Origin of the sequence: Pelagibius litoralis, from assembly GCF_011683915.1 — a bacterium.
In the GTDB taxonomy this organism is placed as follows: Bacteria; Pseudomonadota; Alphaproteobacteria; order Kiloniellales; family Kiloniellaceae; genus Pelagibius; species Pelagibius litoralis.
The window spans coordinates 56434-77182 of the sequence record NZ_JAAQPH010000017.1 but is presented as its reverse complement, the minus strand read 5'-3'; the positions used below and the strand labels follow the sequence as shown (position 1 = coordinate 77182).

At 62.0% G+C, this 20749-nt stretch carries 20 protein-coding genes; 5 read left to right on the top strand and 15 right to left on the bottom strand.

Annotation, left to right across the window (positions count from 1 at the left end; genetic code table 11):
* Positions 1 to 11 precede the first annotated feature (11 nt).
* The 4 genes from HBA54_RS20330 to HBA54_RS20315 all read right to left on the bottom strand — a co-directional run bounded on the left by HBA54_RS20330 (position 12) and on the right by HBA54_RS20315 (position 5032).
* Positions 12 to 1628 (bottom strand): ABC transporter ATP-binding protein, encoded by a 1617-nt coding sequence (locus HBA54_RS20330; protein WP_205944789.1) that lies wholly within the window; start codon positions 1626 to 1628, stop codon positions 12 to 14.
* Positions 1628 to 2518, bottom strand: coding sequence for an ABC transporter permease (locus HBA54_RS20325; protein ID WP_167228075.1), 891 nt, complete (start codon positions 2516 to 2518; stop codon positions 1628 to 1630). Before HBA54_RS20325 ends, HBA54_RS20330 begins: the two co-directional genes overlap by 1 nt.
* Positions 2518 to 3435 (bottom strand): ABC transporter permease, encoded by a 918-nt coding sequence (locus HBA54_RS20320; protein WP_167228073.1) that lies wholly within the window; start codon positions 3433 to 3435, stop codon positions 2518 to 2520. The genes HBA54_RS20325 and HBA54_RS20320 overlap by 1 nt, the downstream gene beginning before the upstream one ends.
* 73 nt (positions 3436 to 3508) lie before the next feature.
* Entirely contained in the window at positions 3509 to 5032 is a 1524-nt protein-coding gene (locus tag HBA54_RS20315) for an ABC transporter substrate-binding protein (RefSeq protein ID WP_167228071.1), read from the bottom strand.
* Positions 5033 to 5447: 415 nt separating this feature from the next.
* Between HBA54_RS20315 and HBA54_RS20310 the strand changes: the two genes are divergently transcribed.
* The gene (locus HBA54_RS20310; protein WP_167228069.1) at positions 5448 to 6383 is read left to right on the top strand and encodes a LysR substrate-binding domain-containing protein; all 936 of its coding nucleotides are present in this window, start codon (positions 5448 to 5450) and stop codon (positions 6381 to 6383) included.
* A 29-nt stretch (positions 6384 to 6412) separates the two neighbouring features.
* Here HBA54_RS20310 and ltnD read toward each other — a convergent pair whose 3' ends face one another.
* From ltnD to HBA54_RS20255, 11 genes are all read right to left on the bottom strand, one after another.
* A complete protein-coding gene (gene ltnD / locus HBA54_RS20305; RefSeq protein WP_167228067.1) occupies positions 6413 to 7312 on the bottom strand; it encodes an L-threonate dehydrogenase in 900 nt (299 codons plus the stop codon).
* 109 nt (positions 7313 to 7421) lie between these two features.
* Positions 7422 to 8228 carry a lysozyme gene (locus tag HBA54_RS20300; RefSeq protein WP_167228065.1) on the bottom strand — a complete coding sequence of 269 codons (807 nt, stop codon included), beginning with the start codon at positions 8226 to 8228 and terminating at the stop codon, positions 7422 to 7424.
* Between the two features lie 107 nt (positions 8229 to 8335).
* Positions 8336 to 8881 (bottom strand): hypothetical protein, encoded by a 546-nt coding sequence (locus HBA54_RS20295; RefSeq protein ID WP_167228063.1) that lies wholly within the window; start codon positions 8879 to 8881, stop codon positions 8336 to 8338.
* A 33-nt stretch (positions 8882 to 8914) separates the two neighbouring features.
* Complete coding sequence (locus HBA54_RS20290) at positions 8915 to 9508, bottom strand: hypothetical protein (protein WP_167228061.1); 594 nt, start codon at positions 9506 to 9508, stop codon at positions 8915 to 8917.
* Positions 9486 to 9668 (bottom strand): hypothetical protein, encoded by a 183-nt coding sequence (locus HBA54_RS20285; protein WP_167228059.1) that lies wholly within the window; start codon positions 9666 to 9668, stop codon positions 9486 to 9488. The genes HBA54_RS20290 and HBA54_RS20285 overlap by 23 nt, the downstream gene beginning before the upstream one ends.
* Before the next feature lie 205 nt (positions 9669 to 9873).
* Positions 9874 to 10467 (bottom strand): OmpA family protein, encoded by a 594-nt coding sequence (locus HBA54_RS20280; RefSeq protein ID WP_167228057.1) that lies wholly within the window; start codon positions 10465 to 10467, stop codon positions 9874 to 9876.
* A gap of 3 nt (positions 10468 to 10470) precedes the next feature.
* On the bottom strand, positions 10471 to 10941 hold the full coding sequence (locus HBA54_RS20275; protein ID WP_167228055.1) for a FecR family protein: 471 nt from the start codon (positions 10939 to 10941) through the stop codon (positions 10471 to 10473).
* The gene (locus tag HBA54_RS20270) at positions 10925 to 12979 is read right to left on the bottom strand and encodes a CHASE2 domain-containing protein (protein ID WP_167228053.1); all 2055 of its coding nucleotides are present in this window, start codon (positions 12977 to 12979) and stop codon (positions 10925 to 10927) included. The genes HBA54_RS20275 and HBA54_RS20270 overlap by 17 nt, the downstream gene beginning before the upstream one ends.
* A 402-nt stretch (positions 12980 to 13381) precedes the next feature.
* Positions 13382 to 14389: an Ldh family oxidoreductase gene (locus HBA54_RS20265; protein ID WP_167228051.1), complete on the bottom strand. Its 1008-nt coding sequence runs from the start codon at positions 14387 to 14389 to the stop codon at positions 13382 to 13384.
* 38 nt (positions 14390 to 14427) lie between these two features.
* A complete protein-coding gene (locus HBA54_RS20260; protein WP_167228049.1) occupies positions 14428 to 15597 on the bottom strand; it encodes a UxaA family hydrolase in 1170 nt (389 codons plus the stop codon).
* A gap of 1 nt (position 15598) precedes the next feature.
* Positions 15599 to 15886 carry a UxaA family hydrolase gene (locus HBA54_RS20255; protein WP_167228047.1) on the bottom strand — a complete coding sequence of 96 codons (288 nt, stop codon included), beginning with the start codon at positions 15884 to 15886 and terminating at the stop codon, positions 15599 to 15601.
* Between the two features lie 208 nt (positions 15887 to 16094).
* Between HBA54_RS20255 and HBA54_RS20250 the strand changes: the two genes are divergently transcribed.
* The 4 genes from HBA54_RS20250 to HBA54_RS20235 all read left to right on the top strand — a co-directional run bounded on the left by HBA54_RS20250 (position 16095) and on the right by HBA54_RS20235 (position 20741).
* Positions 16095 to 16826, top strand: coding sequence for a GntR family transcriptional regulator (locus HBA54_RS20250; protein ID WP_205944788.1), 732 nt, complete (start codon positions 16095 to 16097; stop codon positions 16824 to 16826).
* Between the two features lie 306 nt (positions 16827 to 17132).
* Entirely contained in the window at positions 17133 to 19229 is a 2097-nt protein-coding gene (locus tag HBA54_RS20245; protein ID WP_167228043.1) for a PQQ-dependent dehydrogenase, methanol/ethanol family, read from the top strand.
* A gap of 129 nt (positions 19230 to 19358) precedes the next feature.
* Positions 19359 to 19961, top strand: a complete 603-nt coding sequence (locus tag HBA54_RS20240) for a DUF1326 domain-containing protein (RefSeq protein WP_167228041.1) — start codon at positions 19359 to 19361, stop codon at positions 19959 to 19961.
* A 12-nt stretch (positions 19962 to 19973) separates the two neighbouring features.
* Positions 19974 to 20741: a DUF2182 domain-containing protein gene (locus tag HBA54_RS20235; RefSeq protein WP_167228039.1), complete on the top strand. Its 768-nt coding sequence runs from the start codon at positions 19974 to 19976 to the stop codon at positions 20739 to 20741.
* Positions 20742 to 20749: the final 8 nt, after the last annotated feature.

The following is a 20749-nucleotide window of genomic DNA, read 5'->3' as shown; positions in this document are numbered from 1 at the left end:
CGCAGCGCAGGCTATCGCGATATCGACTCAAGGCTTGGAACCGACGCCAGAAGCTGTTTCGTGTAGGCCTGCTGCGGCGCGGCAAACAGCTGATCGGTATGGGCCTCTTCTACGATTTTGCCGTTCTGCATGACGACCACCCGGTCGGCCATCTGCTCGACGATCGCCAGGTCATGGGTGATCAGAACCAGGGTGAGGCCCAGTTCTTCGCGCAGCTCCGTCAGAAGGCTCAGTATCTGCGCCTGAATGGAGACGTCGAGAGCGCTGGTCGGTTCGTCGCAGATCACCACCTCCGGCCTAAGGATGAGGGCCCGGGCAATGGCGACGCGCTGGCGCTGGCCGCCGGACATCTGGTTCGGATAGGCGTGGGTGAAGCGGGCCGTCAGACCGGTCTGTTCCATAACCGCCTGAACGCTCTGCCGCCGCTCCTCCTTTGAGCCGATACCGTGGATATCCAGGGGCCGGCGGATGATTTCGCTGACCGACATGCGCGGGTTCAACGACCCATAGGGGTCCTGGAAAATTGGCTGAACCACCCTTGCGCGCTTGAGCTGCGGGACCTGCCCGACATCGACCCCATCGAGCGTGATACGTCCTTTGTCCGGCGCCTCCAGACCCAGAATCAGGCGCGACAGAGTGGATTTCCCCGAACCGCTCTCCCCCACCACGGCCAAGGTCTCTCCCTTGCCGACCGTCAGCGACAGGGCATTGACCGCGGCGATCTCCCGCACCGGACCAAAGAGTCCGCGCTTCACGTAGTAGCTCCGGCTGACGCCCTCCACGGTTATCATTGGCTGACGCAGTTTGGATTGGGCAATCCGGCCGGAGGGCCTGGGAATACTGTCGATCAGCCGGCGCGTGTAGTCGTGCTGCGGATCGCTCACGACCTGACGGGTCGCCCCCTGCTCCACCACCTCGCCCTTCAGCATCACCATCACCCGGTCGGTGAAATTGGCGACCACCCCGAAGTCGTGGCTGATAAGAATGATGGCGATGCCGAGCCGATCCTGCAGGTCTTTCAGCAGGTCCAGAATCTGCTTTTGTATCGTCACATCCAAGGCCGTCGTCGGCTCATCGGCGATCAGCACGTCCGGCTCATTCATCAGCGCCATGGCAATCACGATGCGTTGGCGCTGCCCGCCGGAGAACTGATGCGGATACTGATTGAACCGCTCCTCGGGGTTGGGCAGACCGACAGCGTTCAGCAGTTCGATCGCCCGCGCTTTGGCAGCGCGCGCCGTTCCGCCGTGCAGCGTCATGCCTTCCGCCAACTGGCGCCCGATTGAATAGACCGGATTGAGGGCCGTCATCGGCTCCTGGAAGATCATGCCGACCTCCCGGCCCCGCACCTCCGTCGCCAGCGCCTTCTGCGACATGGTCAGCAGGTTGTGCCCGCCAAGCTCCACCCGCTCGGCGGTCCACTGGGCGGCGCTGGGCAGCAGGCCCATCAACGCATGGGCGGTCATCGACTTGCCCGATCCGCTTTCGCCGACAATGCCCAGGGTTTCGCCGCGCTTCAGGCTGAACGACATATCCTTCACGGCTGTCAGCACGCCACCGGGAATGGGCAGGGTAACGGTCAGGCCCTCGATGGTGACGGCGGGCCGCTGCACTTCACGCTGATCCATCAGTGCCGGGCCTCCGGCGCGGTAACATCGCGCAGGCCATCGCCCATCAGATTGATCGCGATCACCAGCAGGAACAGCGCGAAACCGGGGATGGCAACCAGCCAAGGTTGGAAGAACATGGCGTCCTTGCCTTCGGCGATCATCAGGCCCCAGGATGGTGTCGGTGCCGGTATACCCACACCGAGAAAGCTCAAGGCGGCTTCAGCCAGGATGGCCTTGCCGACTTCGTAGGTGAAGATCACCAGAATATGACTGGTCAGGTTAGGCAAGACGTCACGCCATATGATGGAGAACTTGTCCGCCCCCAAAGCCTTCGATGCGGTGACGAATTCAAGCTGACGGACGCGTTGTGTCGCCGCGCGGGTGACGACCAGAAAGAGGTTCCAGTGCAGGACACCGATGACGCAGATCACAACCGTCACCGACGGTCCGATCAGAAATACCATGGCCATGCCGAGGAGCAGTGTTGGCATGGCCAACTGGCAGGAAAGGAGAAAGCTCACCGCGTGATCGACCCGGCCGCCGAAGAAGCCGCCGAGTACGCCTAACGAGACACCGATCACGCAGCCGATAACCGCCGCCGAGAAGCCGACGATGACCGAGATCTGTGCTCCGAAGAGAAGGCGACTGAGATAGTCGCGGCCGAGATGATCCGTGCCGAGAGGGTGGTCCCAACTGCCGCCGGCCCAGACCGGATAGGCGAGCCGGTTACCGAGATTCTGCTGGGTATAGTCGAAGGGCGCCAGAAGCGGGGCCAGCAACGCCATGGCGCAGATCACGGCAATAACGGCCGCTCCGAAGAGAAAGCCCTTATGCTGCAAGGCGCGGCGAACCAGGGCATGACGCGAGTCCTCACCGACAAGCTCCAGTTCAGTGTCGAGAGCCGCCATCAGCCGAGCCTTATCCGTGGGTCGAGCCAGGCATTGAGGAGGTCAGCCAGAAAGGTGAAAAGAACGAACGTGAGCGCGAAGATGAAAACAAGCATCTGCACCGTTGGTACGTCACCCCCGATGATGCTTTCAATGGCCAGGCGACCCAGACCGTTGATGGCGAAAACGCTTTCCGTGACCAGCGAACCGCCAAGCTTTTCGCCGAGTTGAACCGCCAGAATACTTACTACCGGCAAAAGCGCATTGCGCATGGCATGACGCCGCAGCAGCCCGAGGCCGCGATAACCCTTTGCCCGGGCCGTACGAATGTAATCGGAGGCCATGACCTCCAACAATCCGGTGCGCGTCAGACGCATCACGGAGGGAACCGAGGAGAGCCCGAGAACAAAGGCCGGCAGCACGAAGTGCCACCAGGTTTCGGCGCCGGATACCGGGAAGATCGGAAACGTCACGGCCAACAGCATGATCGCCATCACGCCGAGCCAGAAATTCGGAACCGCCTGAGCGGCCACGGCCAGGCTCAATGCGATCCGGTCGATCAGAGTGTTTGGATTCAGCGCCGCCGCCGCACCGAGAGGGATGGCGACCAGGATCGTCACCAGAATGGACGACCCGGCCAGGGCCAAGGTGACCGGGAAGTGCCGCACGACCAGGTCGACGACCGGCGAGCGCCAATAGAGGCTGTCGCCGAAATCACCCTGGAATACACTGCCCAGCCAGGAGAAGTACTGTACATAGAGCGGGCGGTCGAACCCGAACTGCTTGCGGATCAGTTCGACATCGGCGATATCGGCTTCATCGCCGGCCATCAGACTGGCCGGATCGGTGGCGAAGTTGAGCAGCAAAAAGGCGACGAGGCTGATCGTGAAGGCGACCAACAGTGCCAGAGCGCCGCGCTTTAGAGCATAGATTAACATACTGCCATTGCCGTTGAACGGCGGCCCCCAAACCTAAGCTTGGGGGCCAGCCTTGCGTGACCGATACGACTCACTATTTCCACTTGGCCATGAACAGCCGCGGCATGCCGTCTTCCGGCTGCACGTAGACCAGGTCGTTCGACAGCATGAAGTTCTGGGTATACTTCTGCACAGGCACCCAATAAGCCTGTTCGGCAATGTGCTTGACCGCCTGATGGAACCGCGCCTCTCGCACCGCCGCGTCATAGGTCGCGTTGGCGCTCGCCACAAGGTCGCTCAGTTCCTGATCGCCGGTATAGACGCGCGCAACATCCAGGATGAAGCGGTCCGGCATGATCGCGCCCGCATCGGGGATGGAGAATGATCCGGATGAGCCGTAGAAGGCCGTCAGTTCGCCGGCATTACGCGGCTTGGAGACAGACTTCACATAGCGCAGGCTTACATTGATGCCCACCGCCTGCCAGTAGTTCACGATGGCTTCCTGAATGGGACGGTCGCGGGCCGCCCAGTACTCCAGGTCGAAACCCTCGGCATAACCGGCTTCCGCCAGAAGCGCCTTGGCCTTTTCGGGGTCGTAGTCGTAGGTCCGCACATCTTCCGTACAGCCGAACTGGATCGGCTGGCAGGCAGTCCAAAGGGGCCGCGCCGTACCGCCGGTGATGTTGGAAACGATATCCTCGCGATTGATGGCGTAGTTCATCGCCTGACGCACGCGCACGTCTCTCGTCGGTGCATTGGGGTCGGAGCGGCCCATGGCATCCAGCGCAATGTAGCCGACACGCATCGAAGGGCCGGCAACGAACTGAGCACGCCCGGTGCGGCCGACGTTTTCTGCGATATCCGTGGGGACGTTGAAGGTCCACTGAACACCGCCTGACATGACCTCCGCAGCCTGGGTCGAGAAATCCGGGATCATCCGGATGACGATGTTCTGAATCGATGCCATGGCTTTGGGGCTATCCTGGCGATAGCCGTCATGGAGCGCCAACTCGATCCTCTGGCCCGGTTGAAAATCCACAACCCGATAGGGGCCGGTTCCGTTGACCTGGTTTTGCTGGGCGTTGGGGGTGATGACCCCGTCGACTTCATAGGCGCCAAGCTTGCGCAGCTTGGAATAGTAACTCAGATCGTAAAGCACCATTGCGTAGGGGTGCTTCATATTGAACTGAACCGTAGTGTCGTCGACAGCCTCGATGCTTTCCAGCCAGCGCCCGATCCGGGTGGCATAGCGGGTCTCGCCCGCCTCGCTGACGATATGCCTGAAAGAGTAGACGACATCCGCAGCGGTCAACGGGGAGCCATCGTGAAAGGTCACGTCGGGGCGCAGCGTGACGACCAACGTCTTGTCGTCAGTGAACTCATGACCCTGCGCAGCAAGCGGAACGGGCTGCTGCGTTTCCGGATCCACGTAGTATAGCGCGTCGTCGACAAGCAACCCGAGGATGTCGTTCTCCCGGATTGTCGAGTAGAGCCCGTCGGTGGTTTTCACCTCGCGCGGGAAAGCGGCGATCAGCGTATCCTTGGCCTTTTGGGCCTGCGCCGGCATGGCCACGGCAAGCGTCGCCGCCACGGCCATCAGAGTCCATCTCAGTTTCATGTTGTTTGCGTCTCCCTGTCACGCTTGGTTTTATGCCTGCTAGTTGGTTTTCTTCGGAGGGGGTTGTCCAATACCTTTGCGTTGGATCGTTATGCCGATACGGCATGACTTGGAATGCCAATCATTCCAGTCAGTTATCTTACTTTTCCAGCGACCGCCCCGTTGACCGGTGGATCAGATCCGCGCAAAGCTAAAGGCCCGTGCAGCAATGATTGACGAGGTTCGATGACTTACAGAGTCAATGCAGACTTCCAGGCCGTCCACGCGCGATGGTACCGCTGATGAGCTTTTTTAGATTCCCGGGAGTGGCAGCCAACCGTGAAGACTCAACCGGCCGTTGGCGGTTGGCCGTTACAAGACAGTCTCTGACCTTTGCTCTTTTGAGCCAAAGCGATGCTGCTATTGTTGGTGGCAGATGGAACTGAAATGGCTCGATGATTTTGTCGCGCTTGCCCGAACCGGAAGCTTCAGCCGGGCGGCCGATGAACGCAATGTCACCCAACCCGCTTACTCGCGCCGGATACGCTCGCTTGAGTACTGGTTGGGGGTAACGCTGTTTGACCGGTCTTCTTTCCCGGTTCAGTTGACCACGGCGGGCGAAGAATTCTTGCCCCGGGCGCAGGCCCTCATCGCGGATATCAATCTATCACGCCAAGACCTGCGCCTGATGCACGCCCGCAGCCAGACGGCGGTGCGCATCGTAACGCTTCACACGCTGGCCTTGAGCTTGCTGCCGCGCATTGCCGCCCGCTTTGCCCGGCTGCATCCCGAAGGATCTCTCTCGATCCTGCCCTCAATCCAGGACATCGAAGCCTACTTCGACTCTTTGCAGGCCGGCCTGTCGGACGTCGTGCTGTCTTACGAGAGCGCGATGGTGAAGCTGGACGCGGCAACCCTCTCTCAGTTGAGCGTTCTGCGGATCGGCCGGGACCAGATGATTCCCGTAGCCTCCCCCGCCCTTGCGGCGGCGCTGCCTGAGAACTGGCTGGAGGGAGCAAAAGAGCCCATCCCGATCCTCTCCTATACCAGCTTCTCGTTCTCCGAGAAGATCGTGGCGCCGATTCTCTACCGCTACTCAGGCAAGTTCCGGACGGTCTTTGAAAGCCCCTTGAGCGAGAGCCTGCGCAGGGTCGCCCTGCATGGAACCGGCGTGGCCTGGCTGCCGGCCGAACTGGTTGCGACCGATCTGGCCGCCGGTGCCCTGGTCCGTCTGCCGGGGGAGCACCTGGCGCCGGAGGTTATGATAACGGCCTATCGGCTGAAGGCCCCCCGCGGCCCGATGATCGAAGCACTGTGGAGCCTGCTGGAAGAGAGGGTCAAGCTCGGAGAAGCACCGGGGGCCAAAGACTGACGCAGCCGATGGACCCAAGCCATCGGCACTCAGCCGCCCGGCAGATCCAGCTCCGCCAGTTTTGCATAGACCCGCACCACCGAAGAATCATTATCGCCGGCCATGCCCGCCGCTTCCGCCATCAGGTAGGACTGCAAAGCATTACCCGCCAGCGGGACGGGAAAGCCTTCGGCCCGCGCCGTATCCAGCACGATCCCAAGATCCTTGGTGAAAATACTGACCGCGGACTTGGGGCTGTAGTCGCCGGTCAGCATGCTGGGAACGCGGTCGCAGAAGGCCCAGGACGCGCCGGCTGAATTGCTGATCACCTCATAGACCTCCTCGGGATCGAGCCCCAGCTTGACCGCCATCGCCATGGCCTCACCGGCAGCCGCAATATGAATGCCGACCAGTAACTGGTTGATCAGCTTCATCGAAGACCCCCGCCCCGCGGTATCGCCGAGCCGGTAGATCTTCTTGCCCATGGCCTGCAGCGCCGGATCGGCACGCTCGAAGGCCGCGGCACTGCCGGAGGCCATGAAGGTCAGCGCCCCCGCATTGGCGCCGACTGCGCCACCGCTCATCGGGGCATCAAGGTAGTGCCGGCCACCGGCTTCCAAACGGGCGGCGGCCTCGCCGGCAAACTTCGGCGCGACCGTTGCGCAGGACACGAAGACCGCCCCCTCCGGCATCACTTCAGCCACGCCGTCCGGGCCGAAAAGCACAGCCTCGGTCTGGGCCGCGTTGACCACGACCGAAACCAGAACGTCTACACCCCCGGCAAGCTCGCGCAAGGAGGCAGCGACGCTGCCACCCTCTGCCACCAGCGCGTCCCGGCGCTCGGCAGCGAGATCGAACCCGACAACCTCCAGGCCGGCTTTCTGTGCCGACACCGCCATGCCAAACCCCATGGAACCGAGACCGATCACACCGACACGCGTTTTCGCCATAGCTTGCCCTCCCGAAGCACCGATTATCTTTACGGTCGGCAAGCTAACACGATGACTCGCTAAATTTCGCGGGCGAAATGCCGTCGCGGCACAACAAAGCGCGCGCCCCTCAAGCCAGGCGCGTCGTGCGGGCACTGTCTTCCAGGCCCGCCAGGACAGTCTCTATCCCGTCCCTTTCCAAGCCCACCTGCCCAAGATAGCGCGTGATCTTGTCGCGCCGCGTATCGATCAGTTGAAGAAAGGCAAGCTGTTCGGCCGCCGTAGGCTGGGCATTCAGGGCGCCGAACATCTCCGCTTCGTGATCGCGCCGGTTCTGAAGACCGCGGTGCCGTTCACGGTTGGAACCGAAGCGGATCTCGTACCAGGCCCTCTCCCGCGCGCCCTCGCGCAGGGCCGCGGTCAGGCCGGGGCCGATCAAAGCGGGGCTGTTGTAGGTCAGGGAGAAGAGCACCATCAACTCCTGCGACCCGGCAAGCGCCTGCAGCAAAGGGCGGCCCAGACGCTGGGTCAGAATGCCCTCATAATCCGGCCGGATACGCTCAAAGAGCGCCCGGCCCTGCTCACGGGTGATCAGAAAACTGAAAGCATTGCCGGCGGCCGGGTCCTCGCCTGGTTTCCAGGGCGCTACCAGGGCTTTTGCCTCGTCCACCGCGCCGCCGGCCAGAGCGCGGCTGAGTGAATCGAGCAGGGCCTCATCGGCCTCGCTCAATGTCACGCCGATAGCGGAAAGATCGTCGCCAAGTCCCTGCCGTTTCGGCCAGCCCGGCGCGTCCACCAAGAGGGCATAACCCAGCCCCAGTGTCGGTATGCCGCGATGATCGCTGTAGACCCGCGCCACGAAACCCTCGCTTTTCGCAATGAAGTCGAAAAGCGCGGCATCGTAAGACCCCTGAACTATCTGCGGAACAATTGCCATAGATCCCTCTTCCCTCACCGACCGCAGGTTAGAGCCTGCGACCGCTTGTAACCTGCCGTCAATGGCGCATTCGGGGAACGGACCGGCAAACGAGCGGCACGGTAAACCTAAAAGAGGCGGGTCATGCGAAAGCAACAGAAGAACCAAACGCAGAAACCCCCGACGGCAAGACTGACAGCGAGTGCGACCTGCCATCCCAAGGGGCCGGCAACGGTGACATCGGTGCAGAACGCCCGCCAACCGGCGGCGAGCAGCCAGAAACACCAAAGCAAGGCAGCAACGGAAAGAAGATCGGCGTCAAGCGACCCCATCCGCCCCTCAGCCAGAAAGACCAAGCCAAAACAGAGCGCCGCGATGGGCGCCAGACGCAGAAGAAATGACCGATGGGTCTGTCCGAGAGAACCGGCCTCCACCCCACCCGGCAAGGCCGCCGCGAAGCCGGAGAGAATCGAAACAGCAGAAAGCCACAGAGCAAGCCATGAAGACCGCGCGACAAGATGGCCGGTCGCGCGCCAAGATTCCTCCAGGTTGCCTGCGTCAATCTGTCGATAGACGACCCAGACAGCCAGGAAAGCAAACCAACTCGCGGCCATGCACAAGAGGCCGACCGCATAAGCCAGATAAGAGGTCGTTACCATCCAACTCGATGCCATCGTGGGGTTCCTCAAATTAATCCGGCTTTTGGGTTATCGCAGCCGAAGGCCGACGAGTTCAACGGCAGCTAAAAGTGCAACAACCCCAGCGACGAAGAGCAGATTGGCAGCCAGGCCCAACCACCATGCTGGCGGCCCGGTCACGATCCTCTCGCCGGCAAGGGCCCGCCACCCTTTAACGATGATCCAGGAAGACCAGGCGAGCACCGCGACTGCCGCGATCTCGAGATAAAAACCGAATGGCTGCAGCGTCAAAAGGAAGAGCAGGAGAAAGCAAAGCGCGATCGTCCCATAGCGTCGTTGATATGCCCTGTGGCTTTGGTAGAGGGGATAGTCTTGTTTAGCCGTCGCTGCTTTGCCAGCCGGCAGAACAGACGATGCAAAAGCCAGCACCGCACAGACGACACTTAGAAAAATGACGTAATCCGCAGCGTCCGACAGGAAAACCGCGATCTCGAACCAGGCATCTTCGCGACCGTAGTCAACTATATTTGACGGCTCCTCCACGGGGCTATGAAACGCATAGATGGCGCTCCGTAAGAGCACCATCAGCCAGTAGATCACGACGAGGAAAAGCATCGCAGCGTAGCCAAGATAAGAGACTTTAGTTCGGAACTTCGCCGACACGACCGCATTCCTCCAGCTCCGGCTGACCGGTTCCCACCTCGCTGGCCCCCACCTTACTGGCCCCGACGTCGCTGATCAGGGCGACGATCAACAACGCGACCAAGGTAAAGGCCACCAGGGCGCGAAGCGCCAGAAAGCGCAGAATGAGAGATTCGACCACCTGTTGATCCTCCGGTCGCTGCGGGCAGGACACCGCCTTGCAGGCAAAACGGCATCCGCTATTGGTCGCCGCAACGGCCAAAAAGGTTCAATAGAGCGCGATGTCCCTCCCGGGACAGAGGTCGGGAGAATATGGCCGAATACGAGGCTCTCTCAGAGGCAGTCCCTACCACTCCGAAGAGGGTCTTGCGCTCGCCGGGACAAGGTTAGCGCACGGTCACCTCGACGCGGCGATTACGCGGCTCGGCGACCTCATCCTCGGTCAGGATCAAGGGGTTGCTCTCACCGTGGGAATCGACATCGACCAGGCCCGCGTCCAGGCCCTCGGCTATCAGGAGATCGTGGATCGTCTCTGCCCGATCCAGCGCGAGTTGGGCATTGCGCCGTTCCGATCCGGTGCGGTCGGTATGCCCGACAACGGAAACCTCAGCGGCCGGATACTCTTTGATCGATTCCAGAATCGCCGGCAACTGAGCCTGTGAATCCGGGGTCAGGCGATTCGATCCGACAATGAAATACAGAATGAAAGTCTTCGGCTTCAGGGGACTGGCCTCGATCGTCGAGCCCCAGGTCTCCGCAATCTCTTGCTCGCTGATGACCTTCGGTTCGCTTGGCGCGGTCGTGGCACTGCCGACCCGGGTCGTCTCCCGCGGCTCATCGACCAGTTGCGAACCCGCCTCGTTCTCGATGACGATCGAACCGACGCTGCCGTCCTCCTCCTCCAGCAGCACGAAACGATTGTTCCCGGCACAGGCTGAAAGACCGAGCAGAATTATCAGCGTAACTAGGGCGCGCAGCATAGATCAATCTCCCTCAACTTCTGCCAGGAAACGGGTTCCGCGCACAGCCACCGTGGCCACCGGCGTCTTCACCTTCACAGCGTCTGGTGAGAGCTTTGCAATCACGCCCGAGACGTAAAGCATGGTTCCACGGAAGAACTCGATCAGGAAAGACAGTTGCCCCTCCGCCGGGGCGAACTGGAACTGTGTGAACTGAACCCGCGAGTTGGGACCGATCGAAATCCGCGATCCATCCTTGAAGGTCAGACCGACGGATCCATCGGCGGTCTCCACGATGTCCTTGGCGAAGATCGCCTCGCCAACGTCGAGTTCGGCGCGCTGCTCGGCCCGCAGGGCATAGGCTTCTCCCGCAATCACCTTGACCAGAGCGACCTGTTCCTGCTGCGCCGCTGTGGGCGTTCCCCCAAGCAACAGCAGTGCCGAGGTCAGCATCAGTCCCGGGATAACCCGGCGCATTTCAAGCGGACTCTTCATAGCGCTTTTCCTCTTCGCTCACTCGTTCGATCGGACTGCGAACCCTCTCGGCGGGAAAAACCAGGGTTGCGGTCGTACCGTGGTTCTTAACGCTGGCAACCTCCAGCTTTCCGCCATGCATTTCAATCATCGCCTTGGTCAGGGGCAGGCCCAGCCCAATGCCCTCAAGGTTGGATGCCAGGGCATGGTCGACGCGGCGAAAGGGCTCAAAGGCTTCGGTCACTTCCTTGTCCGACATACCGATGCCTGTGTCGGAAATCGACAGGCGATAGGCACCGTCATCGCCTACCTTGCCGGTAAGCTTTACCTGGCCTCCACTGGGTGTGTACTTCACCGCATTGGAAAGCAGGTTCAGAACCATCTGCGTGAACATCCGCCGGTCGCCCCAAAGCAGAGGCGAGAACGGCGTGCTCTCCTGAACGATCCTGGTGGCACGATGCTGGTAAGCCGTCTTTACCGTTCGCATACATTCTTCAAGGATCTCGCGCACCGGAAACTCCGATTCCGTGATCTGGCTCTCGCCCGCCTCGACCTTCGACATCTCCAATATGTCATTGACCAGTGACAACAGATGCTGGCCCATGTGGTGAATATCGCTCACATAATCGCGGTATTTCGGCGGTGAAACCGGCCCAAGAATCTCGCGTTTCATCATTTCCGAAAAACCCAAGATCGCATTCAACGGCGTCCTCAGTTCGTGGCTCATATTCGCCAGGAAGCTGGTTTTCGACCGATTGGCCGCTTCGGCCAGAACCAGGGCCATCTCCCTTTCCTCGTCGCTGCGGCGCCGTAGCCGCTGCGCTTCCACAATGCCAAGCGACAGCATCACCAGATAACTGAGAACAAGGACCAGGGCAGCGTAGCTCGGATCAAGCAGGGTCGCATGCCGGTCAAATACATAGAGGGAAACGGCAAACAGGAAAACCAATCCCGTAAAAGCGGCTGCCAGACTGACATAACCGGAGAGCCGGGAGGTGAAGGCGATAACCAGCGCGAAGCAGAGGGCGGCCGCAATTCCTTCCCAAACCGCCGCATAGTGGGGCCGGATCAGGTAGCTCTCATTCACCAGGTTCTCAACAAAAAGCGCCTGGACGTCCAAGGCCGCGCGCAACTCTCCGCCAGGGGTTATAAAGCTTTTGCCAAGGCCTACCCCGGTAGAGCCGAGAAGCACGATACGCCCCTGCAGGCGGGAAAGCGGAACCTCGTCCGCCAACAAGGCCGCGGCGGAGATTCGCGAGAACGATTCGGCGCTGCGGTCTCGCAGCCAGACATGACCGGGAAAAGCCGTTTCGATCGTCGTCTCGGCCAAGGTCACACGGGTCACGCCCGGCCCGTCGATCTCAACCGAGATGGCTTCGGCTCCCTTGGCGATACGCAGCACCTCGACCGCAAAGCTCGGCAGGATGGCATCGCCCACCAGCATCACGACGGGCAGCTTGCGGATCACGCCATCGCCGGACAATGCCAGGCTGGCAACACCAACACCGGCGCTCGCGTCCTCCAGCACTTGCAGGTTCCGGAGCAAAGCCGGATAGCGTCGCAGTTCCGAGCCCGTCTGCCGGCCCAACCGCAACAGGACCGGCGTCTGCACAGCGCCGCCTTCCGCAACCGGAACCTCATTACCAGCCGTCGCTGCGGCCAGCACAACCGGCAGCGTGCGCAGCTTGGCCGCCAGCATGCTGTCGTTGGACGGCAAAGCCGCCAGGCTCTCGCGCAAAGGGGCATCCAAGGGAAAGCGTTTCAGCAGATTTTCCGGCGACAGGCGGTCGCTCTCGGAAAAGATGATGTTGATACCCAGAACGGATGGCTTGCCGGCGGCGATCCGGCCGACAAGATCGGCCAGCAGATCACGCGGCCAGGGCCATTGGCCAAGCGCCGCCAAGCTCCGCTCGTCGATATCCACGATGACAAGGTTCTCGGCAGGCTCCTCGGCACCCGCAGGCAAAAGCCTTTGGGCAAAATCGAAAAATGCGTCCCGAAAGGTCGGAAGCGGCTCCGGATCGGCGAAACGAAGAGACACAACCAGGATGGCAACCATCCAAAGAAGCCCTCTCCTGACCCAGCCACCAGCGGTTTTCGCAAGAAGTCCTGAACCCGCCGATCGTCGTTCGTCCCTAAACACCAGCGGCCTCGCTCGCCGACAATCGTCCGACGCGGAGCAAAGAGGCACCATCAACCCAGGCCTGAGTCCACCGCCTTCGTCGGGCATGACGACGCTTCTTCGCCCGCGCCGCCTCAATGGCTCGCCTTATCTGCTCTCCCTGCCGATACATGAGCTAGCGTACCGCCCCGCAATTCCACCCTAAAGCATAGGATAGCATGGACTTACCATCACCAATCAACAAGTTGATTAGTCAAATTGTTGGAGTAATAGAGGTAGCCGCCGGAAAGGTTTTACAAGCTTGGATAGGGACCGTGAGGTCCGGCAATACCGCCTGCCTTAGCGCAACAAGGCCTTGATCTCTGCCACAATTGCAGCCGGAACGAGTAGCCCGTCACGCTCGGCAACCTCTCTCGCCGTCAAACGACGGGTCCCGGGCAGGCGGGCGCCCGGCTGTGACTGGAGTGCATTAACCAAGATTTCGAGGCGATCGGCAAAGCCACCGCCGGAGAGCGGCGTCGGATCGAACGCCAGGAGCAATTGTCCCACACCGGGTGGCGGCCCCTCGGCGGTGAAGAATGAAGAGGCCTCGAACCCATGGTTGGCGCCCACCAGGGTTGCCGAGAGGATTTCGACGAGCATCGCCAGCGCGGCGCCCTTTGCCTCGCCCATCGGGATCATGGTGCCGGCCAGCGCCGCCTCCGGGTCCCGGGTCGGACGGCCCTCCGCGTCCAGGGCCCAGCCCTCGGGAATCTCCTGGCCCGTCTTGGCGGCGGCCATAACCTTGCCGCGCGCCACCTTGGCGAGGGAAAGGTCGATAACCAGTGGCGGCGCCTCGCGTCGTGGCGCGGCCATCGCAATCGGATTGGTACCAAAGAGCCCCTGCGTGCCGCCCCAAGGAGCAATGGCCTGCGGCGAATTGCCGAGCATCAGCCCGACAAGCCCTTGCTCCGCCAGCCGCTCGACATGATAGCCGCCCTGGCCGAAGTGGTGGGAGTTATAGACCGCCGCCACCGCGATCATCTGGCTGCGGGCCATCGACACCAGGGCGTCCCGGGCGCAATCCAAAGCCGGAAATGCAAAGCCCGCGCCGGCGTCCACCCGGATCGCCGAAGCCGATAGTCGCTCGATCTGCGGCTCGGCCGCGCCCTTCACTTTCCCGGTTCGGACCTGGCCGGCATAGCTGGCCAGCCGCGACAGGCCATGGCCTTTCTGACCGTCGGCCTCGGCGGCCACAAGGGCGGTGGCGACCGACAGGGCGTTTCCTTCCGCCGTGCCGGCCGTCACCAAAGCCTTGACCGCCAAGTCGCGTGCCTCGGCCAGCGTAAAGCGTTCACCTTCGCTCACGCCGCTTCCCCCTTGTTTTGTGCCTGCGTCGGAACCGATCAGGCGCTGCGATAGAGTTTGGTCATGACGAACTCGCGATGCTTCAAGGCCTCTGCCGCGGTCAGACGCCCGTTGCAGGTGCGCAGGGTGATGTCGATCAGGGCATCCCCGGCTTCGTCCATGTTCATCTCACCACGCAGAATGCCCGAGACGTCGAGATCGACATGCTCGCCCATCTCCCGCGCCGTTTTCGGGTTGGCCGTCAGCTTGATCACCGGCTCGATCGGATTGCCGATGATGTTGCCCTGGCCCGTCGGGAAAAGATGTACCACAAAACCGGCGGCGGCCTGCAGGGTCACACATTCCGCAGCGGCGGAGCTGGTGTCCATGAAGTAGAGCCCCGGCCCGCTTGCTGGCTGCTCGGCCGGCTGCAGGACGTCGATGAACTTCGTCTTCTTGCCGATTTTCTGCAGGTTGCCGAAAGCCTTTTCCTCGATGGTCGTCAGGCCGCCGGCGATGTTGCCCTTGGTCGGCTGGCTGTCGGAAAGGTCGCTGGTCTTATGTGGCTCGATAACCTCGTCCATGTAGGCCTGCCAGGTCTTCAGGAACTTCTCCGCCGCTTCCGGCGTCGCGGCGCGGGTCGCACAGACCTGCTCGGCGCCGGTCAGCTCCGAGGTTTCGCCGAAACAGGTCGTCGCACCAAGCTCGTCGAACTTGTCGATGAAGTTGCCGACGGTCGGGTTGGATGCCAGCCCGGAGGTGGTGTCGGACTCGCCGCACTTGGTGGAGACCCAGAGTTCGCCTAGATCACAGGGTTCGCGCTGCAGCTCGGTCGCCCACTGCGAAAACTCCTTGGCCTTGCGCGAGGCATCGGCGACCACCTTGATCTCGCCGTGGCCTTCGATAGCGAAGCCCTCGACCCGCTTGCCGGTCTTGGCAATGCCGTCAACGACACGGGCGGTCCAGACAGGCTCGATGCCGATGACGATGACCGCCGCGACGTTGGGATTGCTGCCGGTGCCGATCAGGGTGCGGAAATGCAGCTCCAGGTCTTCACCGAACTGCAGCCGGCCATAGTGATGCGGCAGTGCCAGGCAGCCGTCGATGTTGTTGGCCACCTTCTCGCAGGCGGCGTTGGAAAGGTCGTCCAATGGCAGAATGACGACGTGGTTGCGGACGCCGACGCGCCCATTTTCCCGGCGATAACCGTGAATTTTCTGAGCGCTCATCTTACCACCTCTTCGTCTTGACGTTCTGGGTATGGACATGGCCGCCCTTGGCGATTCCCGCCACCGCTTTGCCGATGTCATGGCCGTACTTGAGGATGGTGTCCCCCTCGGCAATATCGCCAAGAGCGATCTTGTGGCCCAGCGGAATGGCGTCGATGCACGCCATCTCGAAACGCGAATCGTCTTCCAGAATCCAGCCGGAAAGCGTGCTGTTGGCATCGATGCCCTCTTTCACGATCACCCCGACCGTGTCTTCGGCATCATGCACGATGAAATCAGGTGCAGACATCTTCGGATGCTCTCCCTTTATTGATTGCCTCAAAGCCTGAAAAAGATCGCGAGCCCCCCGGGCAGCCCAAGGGCCAATCGGTCAGCGGCGGGCAATCTGTTGTTCAAGGATATGGAATTATATGTTATATCTTATATAAGACAAGGGCTTTTCGAACCGAGAGACTGATTTCAGCTCTCTGCCGCGCATGGTTAGGGGAATGTCAAACTTGGCGACCCAAGCATCCACGATCCCCGGCTTTCGCCCGCTTTATAAGCAGGTGAAAGAGCTTCTGGTGGAACGCCTGATCGGTGGCTTCTGGAAACCCGGGGACCTTCTACCCAGTGAATTTCAGCTGGCGGCCGAATTGGGTGTCAGCCAGGGCACAGTGCGCAAGGCTCTCGACGAAATGACAGCAGACAACCTGCTGGTCCGGCGTCAGGGACGCGGTACCTTCGTGGCGGAACACGATCAGGAACACGCCCTCTTTCATTTTTTCAAGATGACCGACCGCGAGGGACAACCGCTTGTGCCGGAAAGCCGCGTTCTGCGCCGCGGCCTGGGTACGGCGCGCAAGGACGAGGCCGCCAGGCTTCAGATCCAGGCCGAAGCCCCCGTGATCCGCATCACCCGCGTCAGATCGATCAGTGGGAAACCGGTGATCTTCGAGCGCATCGCCCTGCCCTACCAGCTGTTTCCCGAACTCCACGATGGCCGCGAACTACCGAATACCCTCTATACCCTCTTCGCCCGCGACTACGGCATCACCGTCGGCAAGGCCTTGGAACGGCTGCGCGCGGTGCCTGCCAGTCCGGAGGTCGCCCGTCAACTCGACCTGGAACGGGACCACCCGCTTCTGGAAATCGACCGCATCGCCCTGGCGCTCGACGGGCGGCCGGTCGAATGGCGCATCTCCCTCTGCCACACCGGCGACACCGCCTACAGCGTGACGCTGGCATAACCGCAGCGGACGCAGCGGTTTTGACGTGGCTTCCGGACCACACCATCAGTGATGATCACCATCCGCTAATGCTGCATCGCCAGCCCCCATAGCAATGCACAAGCAAGTCTGACGAGAAATTGGCACAGCGGTTCGCTATTCCGTTGCAACGCGGTTCCGGCTACCATCACAGCGTGCTTTGCCGATATCCGGGGCAGTACTAAAGGGCTCACCGGTGAAGCCAAAAGAAGAAACCCAAGATAATAAACAAGGTCACGGCGCATCTGGAGACAGAGCAGTCGATGACCGCGAAACCGGGAGACGAAAATGCGGTGCATTGCGGTGCTGACGATGGCGGTTGGCCTGGTCGCGGGGGCCACGGAACTGACCGCCCAAACGCTTTCCGCTGACAAGATCAGAGAAATCACCGCCGGGGTCGACAAGGCAGCCGTGCTGGCCAATGAAGCCGAAAGCCGTCACTGGCCGAGCCATGGCCTCGACTACGCGGAAACGCGCTTCAGCAAGCTCGATGGCATCACCACTGAAAATGTCGGCGAACTCGGCCTTGCCTGGTCCCACGGCCTGAACTCGCGCCGCGGCGTCGAGGCCACGCCCATCGTCGTCGACGGCGTGATGTTCGTCACCGCGTCCTGGAGCATCGTCCACGCGCTCGATGCGCGTAGCGGCGAAGCGCTTTGGGTCTACGATCCGAAAGTACCGCGCGACTATGCCTACAAGGGCTGCTGCGACGTGGTGAACCGTGGTGTGGCGCTGCACAGAGGCAAGGTCTTTGTCGGCACCTATGACGGCCGCCTTGTCGCCATCGATGCGGCAACCGGCGAGCCGATCTGGGAGCAGGACACGGTCATCGACCGCGCCAAGTCCTACACCATCACCGGGGCGCCGCGGATCTACAACGGCAAGGTGATTATCGGCAACGGCGGCGCCGAGTTCGGCGTGCGCGGTTACATCACTGCCTATGACGCCGAGACCGGCGCGCAGATCTGGCGCTGGTTCTCGGTGCCCGGCGATCCCGCCAAACCTTTCGAGGACATCTCCATGGCACGCGCCGCCGCCACCTGGGACCCCTCGGCGAAGTACTGGGAGGCCGGCGGCGGTGGCACCATGTGGGATTCCATGGCCTTCGACCCCGAGTTGAACCTGATGTACGTCGGCACCGGCAACGGCAGCCCCTGGAACCGCCACATGCGCAGCCCCGGCGGCGGCGACAATCTCTATCTTGCCTCCATCGTCGCCTTGAACCCGGATACCGGCGCCTATGTCTGGCACTATCAGCAGACGCCCGGCGACAGCTGGGACTACACCTCCGCCCAGCACATCATCCTGGCCGAACTGCCCATCGACGGACGGACGCGCAAGGTGCTGCTGCACGCACCGAAGAACGGTTTCTTCTACGTCATCGACCGCACCAACGGCGAATTCCTCTCCGCCGAGCCCTTCGTCGAGGTGACCTGGGCCGAAGGCTATGACGCCAACGGCCGGCCCATCGAGGCGCCCGGCGCCCGTGCCAAGGACAAGGCCTGGGAGACGATCCCCAGCGCCTTCGGCGCCCACAACTGGCACCCCATGTCGTTCAATCCGCAGACTGGGCTGGTCTATATCCCCGCACAGGGCGTGCCCCTGACACAGCAGCATGATCCGGACTTCAAACTCGACACCCATCTGCCCGGGCGTCCGCACAGCAATCTCGGCTGGAACCTCGGCCACATGCTGAACACGGTCGCGCCCAAGGCGAAGCCCTTCGGCCATCTGCTGGCCTGGGACCCGGTGAAGCAGGAGGAGGCCTGGCGCCAGGAATACGTCTCCCCCTGGAACGGCGGCACCCTGACCACCGCCGGCAACCTGGTGTTCCAGGGCACGGCGGACGGCCGCTTCATCGCCTATGACGCCGGCAGCGGCGCGACCCTGTGGCAGACCCCCGTCGGTTCCGGCGTGGTGGCGGCGCCCGCGACCTACGAGGTCGACGGCCGGCAGTATGTCAGCGTCGCGGTCGGCTGGGGCGGCGTCTACGGCATGCTGGAGCGCGCGACCGAACGCGTGGGGCCGGGGCGCATCTATACCTTCGCCGTCGGCGCCAAGGCCCCGATGCCGGCGACGGTGACCAATACCCGCACCACCCTGGTCGCCGGCGTTACCTACGACCCGGAGCACGTGACGGAGGGTGCCGGTCTCTACGTCTCCAACTGCCTGTTCTGCCACGGCGTGCCGGGCATCAATAACGGCGGCAACATCCCCAACCTCGCCTACTCCGAAGCGGGTATCCTGACCAACGCGGCAGCGATCGTCTTCAGCGACGCCCTGAAGGAGCGCGGCATGCCCAACTTCGCGGACAAACTCAGCGAGGACGAACTGACCCGCATCATCGCTTTCATCCAGGGCACGGCGGACGCGGTACGGCCTTAGCGGCCCAGGCACGCCAATACCCGGCTCCACCAACGGCAAGGGCGGTCACGTAGGGGATGCGCTCAGCGTAAAGCCGTGTAATGTATTGCGGTCGCCGCATCGCAGTTCATGGGAGGGTAGGAACTGGAAATGGCAAGCGTCAACGAATACCACATTCAAGGCAGCTACTTCGAGGCTTGCAACTGTGAAGCCATATGCCCCTGCCGCCGGCAGAACGGGGTCGCGAACGGTCTTTCCACTTACGGTATCTGCGACTTTCTGTTGTCATGGCAAATCGACAGGGGAAGCGCGGACGGCGTCGACCTCTCCGGTATCGCCGTGAGTATGGCCGGCCGCTACAGCGATGAAGAAGAAGGCACGCCCTGGAGCGTCATCATCTATATCGACGAGAATGCCGGGGACGATCAGTTCGAGGCATTGAGCGAGATTTTCCAGGGCAACGCAAAGGGCAACATTCTGTTCACCGGAAACATTTCAAAAGTGCTGGCCGTGAAACGGGCCAGGATCGCGCTTGACCACGCTGCCGGAAACGAACAGATCCGGATCGGCGGGATCGCCTCCGCCAAAAGCCTGGAAAACGTCGCCTTCGACGGCACCGTGACCTGCGGTATCCCCGGCCACGACCATCCGGGACAGGAGTCCGTCTCAAGCCTAACCCACAACGACGGACCGTTTCAGTGGGACTACAAGGAGCGCTGCGGCTTCGCCACCGATTTCGCCTACGCCAGCTGATCGCCGGCGACAATGCCCTCTGCAATCGGCCCCGACCGCTCGCCATACTTCCGCAACGGTGCCTTGCTGCTCGCCGGCCTGTTGACCGCCGGCTGGGGCCTGACGCTGTGGTCGATCACCCACATGGACGCCCCCTTGGTCAGACTGATGATGCCCCTGCAGTCCGCGTGGTCGGCGCAAGAGGTTTTTCTGGTATGGCTCATGTGGGCCGTCATGATGGGCGCCATGATGCTGCCCTCGGCAGTGCCGATGATTCTGATCCACCGGCGTGTGGCCGGCAGCAGACAGGCGTCAAAGGCCGCCGCGACAGCCAGTCTATGGTTCATCTTCGCCTATCTGATGGTCTGGTCTTGCTTCAGCGCCGCCGCCGCCGCTTCCCAGTGGGGCCTGCAGTCGGCCGGGCTGCTGTCGCCCATGCTGGTGATCCGGGAGCCCTGGCTCGCGGGCTGTGTCCTGATCGCCGCAGGCGTGGTGCAGTGGACGCCGCTCAAACAGGTCTGCCTGAAGAAATGCCGAACGCCGATAGGCTTCCTGATCACCGAATGGCGCAAAGGCCGGCTTGGCGCCCTGATCATGGGCACAAAGCACGGCGCCTACTGCGTTGGATGCTGCTGGGCCCTGATGGCCCTGTTGTTCGTGCTGGGGGTCATGAACCTCGCCGCCATCCTTGCCCTGACCTCGATTGTCGCTATTGAGAAACTCGCCCCCTTCGGCGAGCGGCTGGGGCAATGGAGCGGCGCGGGTCTGGTCGCCTGGGGCATCTGGCTGTTGGCCTTCTGACGGCTACC